The sequence below is a fragment of the uncultured Ruthenibacterium sp. genome, from assembly GCF_963558415.1.
Lineage (GTDB): Bacteria > Bacillota > Clostridia > Oscillospirales > Ruminococcaceae > Ruthenibacterium.
The window spans coordinates 1-4115 of record NZ_CAUWGY010000128.1 but is presented as its reverse complement, the minus strand read 5'-3'; the positions used below and the strand labels follow the sequence as shown (position 1 = coordinate 4115).

The 4115-nt window shown below is 46.9% G+C and carries 4 protein-coding genes; 3 read left to right on the top strand and 1 reads right to left on the bottom strand.

Annotated elements, in window-relative coordinates; genetic code table 11:
- Window positions 1-252: 252 nt before the first annotated feature.
- The 3 genes from AB5H98_RS12870 to AB5H98_RS12860 are packed head-to-tail and all read left to right on the top strand — an operon-like array spanning window position 253 to window position 3364.
- The gene (locus AB5H98_RS12870; protein WP_367926290.1) at window positions 253-1080 is read left to right on the top strand and encodes a TIM barrel protein; all 828 of its coding nucleotides are present in this window, start codon (window positions 253-255) and stop codon (window positions 1078-1080) included.
- Window positions 1081-1093: 13 nt separating this feature from the next.
- Window positions 1094-2467, top strand: a complete 1374-nt coding sequence (locus AB5H98_RS12865; RefSeq protein ID WP_367926289.1) for an MATE family efflux transporter — start codon at window positions 1094-1096, stop codon at window positions 2465-2467.
- A 12-nt stretch (window positions 2468-2479) separates the two neighbouring features.
- Window positions 2480-3364 carry a DMT family transporter gene (locus AB5H98_RS12860; protein ID WP_367926288.1) on the top strand — a complete coding sequence of 295 codons (885 nt, stop codon included), beginning with the start codon at window positions 2480-2482 and terminating at the stop codon, window positions 3362-3364.
- 36 nt (window positions 3365-3400) lie between these two features.
- On the opposite strand, the gene AB5H98_RS12855 is transcribed toward AB5H98_RS12860, so the two are convergent.
- Window positions 3401-4033: a hypothetical protein gene (locus AB5H98_RS12855; RefSeq protein WP_367926287.1), complete on the bottom strand. Its 633-nt coding sequence runs from the start codon at window positions 4031-4033 to the stop codon at window positions 3401-3403.
- Window positions 4034-4115: the final 82 nt, after the last annotated feature.

The following is a 4115-nucleotide window of genomic DNA, read 5'->3' as shown; positions in this document are numbered from 1 at the left end:
CCGGAGAATGGAGCTACGTCCCTGCAGGTTATGATCACGCTCTGGTCGCTGAGCCCGGAAAAGAAGTCTTCTATGTATGGTATGAACACTATACTCGTGAAAAAGACTTCTGCGTGACCTTGGCCGAAGGCGATGACGCTTCTATCTACGAATAACGCATTTACTCTCTGATACATCGTACAGCGCAAGGCCCCGGCCAATCCATTGGTCGGGGCCTCAAGTTACTATTTTTTCAGAAGGATGTGAAAACCCATGCTCATTGCTGCTACTGGCGCACTCTCTGCGACTCCCGAAAGCCCGATTTTATATCGCGGGCCCTATGAAGAAATCCTTCCACAAATGGCACAAGATGGATTTCGAGGCGTTGAGTTGCACATTTTGGATTCCCGTGAAACGGACCGGGAGACACTTTGGAGTCTTTTAGACAAAAACAAATTGCATCTGACCTCCATCGGGACTGGTTCGGCATACGGAGCACGCGGTTATAACTTGGTTGATCGGGATCCATCTGTGCGACGTGCTACTATTTTGCATCTTACCGAGCACATGAAAACGTTGGCACCCTTTCACGGAGTGCTGATCATCGGATTGATTGCTGGGCGAAACAGCGATTGTGGAGCACCTTTATCTGTCCAGAAACAAAGACTCAGCGATGCTTTGCGCGAATTGGATGAACAGGCAGAACAATATGGTGTTGAACTGGGTCTTGAAATTATGAACTTTTATGAGTGTGATTTTCTTCATAACATTCAAGAGGGGCTGGACTATCTCGATCAAATAGAGGGGTTGCACCACACGCGACTTCACATCGACACCACATCTATGAATATTGGCGAAACGGATATAGGCGCTGCCATCCGATCCGCCAAAGGACGTATTTGTCATGTACACCTTGCCGATAATGACCGCTGGTATCCTGGACACGGCCACTATGATTTTCGTCAAACACTTCAGGCTCTTGCGGACATCGGTTATCAGGGCGCTTTGGCTCTTGAAGAAAAAATGTGGCCAGACACACATACTGCGGCACGTAAAAGTCTGGTTTATCTGAACGCTATCATGGAGATATTAAAGGGGTAATCAGGAGAAAAACATGAAATATCTACAGCGCACAAAAACACGAAATTATATCACCAATATGACTTCTGGAGCGTCGGCTTCTCTGATCCTCCGCTTTGGATTGCCGCTGATTCTTGCCAATACTTTGCAGCAGCTTTACTCTATGGTAGACACAATTATTTTGGGACGTTTTGGCGGCGTAACCGGACTGGCTGTTCTGGGAACTTGTTCTTGGCCCACCTGGTTGTCGGTGAGCATACTTACAAACTTTTCTCAGGCCAGCTCGATTCTTCTTGCCAAGCGATTCGGTGCCGGCGACGGCGAGCAGCTTCGCGTCGCCACCGGAAACGTATATACCTCTGCCGGAGCGCTGTGCGCATTTCTCATGATTGCAGCCCAACTGGCCGCTAAGCCGCTACTTATCTGGCAAAACACACCCGCCGAAATTTTGGATCAAGCCGTTTTATATCTTCGCATTACTTATGGCGGCATTATTGTTTTGTTCGCCTACAATATATATGCGGCTTTTCTGCGTGCGCTTGGAGACAGCCAGACCCCCCTTTACGCAATCATCGCTGCCACGTGCGTTAATATTGTTTTAGATATCTGGTTTGTCGCTGGTTTGGAGTGGGGTGCCCCTGGTGCTGCACTTGCCACCGTCATTGCACAAGCTGCATCCGCCATTGTGTGTATGCTTCGTTTGCGCACTTACAAACAATTACATATCTCCCGCCGTCATCTTGCACCGCGCTGGGATGTTCTAAAGGAATACTTCTCATTGAGCGTTCCCATGCTGCTTCAAAGTTTTGTGATTGCGGCCGGCGGATTCTTTGTTCAGACCGCTATCAACTCTTACGGATCCGTATTTGCGGCCGGAATGAGTGCGACTGTAAAAGTGTTCGGTCTGCTGGAAACAGCCGCCATTGCACTTGCGCAATCCACGGCCACATTTGTCAGCCAAAACTACGGCGCCAAAGAATTTAACCGTGTACGCCGTGGCGTTCGGGTCTCGGTCGGCATTTCTTTGGTTATCGCTGGAATCCTCTTTGGTTCTATGCTTCTCGCTGGCAAAGCACTTTTATCTCTGTTTGTTACGGCTGAGGCCATTGAAACATCTTGGGGATTGCTCGTTGTTATGAGTACTGGTCTATGGGTCATGTATCCCATGTATGTATTGCGCCAGTCCCTTCAGGCCCTTGGAAATGCCGTTATCCCCTTGGTTGCCGCAATCATCCAGCTCGCGGCGCGCATTTTGGTCACCACGTACCTTCCTTTGTGGCTGGGACGTGCAGGTCTATATTATCCTACAGTCGTCGCTTGGATTACCTCTCTCATTCTTATTGGACTGGTCTTTCCATCTTGGTTGCGCCGCTGTGAAGAACGTTCCTCTCAAGAGACTACTAATTAAAGGAGAACTAACTTGACAAACAAAAAATCAGCTTTTTTGGTTATCGGCAGTGCGATGATTTATGGCATATGTCCATCACTGATGAAAATGACGTACGCCTACGGCGGGGATGGCTTTTCCGTAACGTTCTATACCTGCCTCTTTGCTCTACCAGCTTTATATGTGTTTGCGCGCTGCACGGGAGCCTCCATTCTTGTTCCCTTTAAAACGCTTCGCAAACTTTCACTTCTGGCTTTGGGCACAGCATTTACTTCTCTGTTTCTCTACTCTTCGTATGCTTACATTCCCGTCGGAATGGCCACTACTCTGCATTATGTTTATCCTGCTGTGATTGCAGCATATCTGCGGTTGTTTTTCAAAGAAAAAATGAACCTTTTCCAAATCGCCGCGCTCATCCTTTCCATCGGTGGAATTGCCCTTTTGAGTTGCAACAGTCTATCTGGTCAAAGTCTCATCGGCATTCTTCTGGCAGTAGCGTCCGGTGGTGCGTGGGCTTTCTACATGGTTTATATGGACAAAGCTGACTTGTCGAAACTTCCTGCCGGAACCCTCAATTTCTATATGGCTCTTGCAAATGTATTGTGTGCAGGCATCGCCTGTTGCTTAAGTGGGACTTTTGTATGGTTCAACTCTATTTCCATATGGATTTTGCTTATCTTTTTGGGCATATTTCAGCGTATGGTTGGAAACGCTATGTTCCAAGTGGGGTTGCGTGGCACCAGCTCCTTTGCAGCCGGAATTTTCTCGACTTTTGAACCAATTACTTCCGTTTTGATCGGAGTAATTTTTCTCAACGAACGATTCAGCATTTTACAGGCAGTTGGAATGCTTTTAATTCTGAGTGGAATTTTTTGCGGCACCTGTTCTCCGCAAAAAAAAGCGATGGGCGCGGTCTAAAAGAGGCGTCCATCGCTTTTTTCATTGCAACACATTTTACCCCGGGTCGTATGTAGATAGCGCATCGTTTAATTGTAAAATCCATTCGGGATATTCTTGTCCCCAACCGGGATTCACTATGTTCATAAATTCCACTTTTCCATTTCTGTATGTCCCACTACAAGTGAATTGATATTTGATATCTTGGTAAATAACAATAAAATCGACCTCTAACAGAAGGAACATATCATCCAGCCGAGTGCGCCAAAATTTTGCTTCGGCCTTTCGAATAGTGATTCCCTGTTCATTTAACTCTGACAACGACGAAAACATGCCTTCGGAATTTCCGATATAGCTTTGAATTGCCTGTTCATCGCCCGTCTCTATTGCTTTTGCGGCCTTTTGCGCACACAGATACGCAGGAATACATTGCCAGGCAAAGCCATCTCCCCTAATCAATCCATTCAGTGTAGGAAGCAAAAGAAGGAGCAGCAAGCAGACACAGGTCATGCACACAATTGCTTTTTTGATGAAGCTCTTTACTTTTTGTGCAATCTGACTTTCGGAATACTCAATGACGTTTTTTACCGCCGAATCAACAACACTTGTATACTCCTCGCTGCTTGCACGCTCTCCCGAAATCAATTCCGCAATTGTAACTTCCAGAGCCCCCGCCAAAGGCTCAAGCAATGCTATATCCGGAGCACACAGACCCGTCTCCCTTAATTAAAGATATTGTTGGGTAAAAAAGAAAGGTCAGTCGATTTTGCCG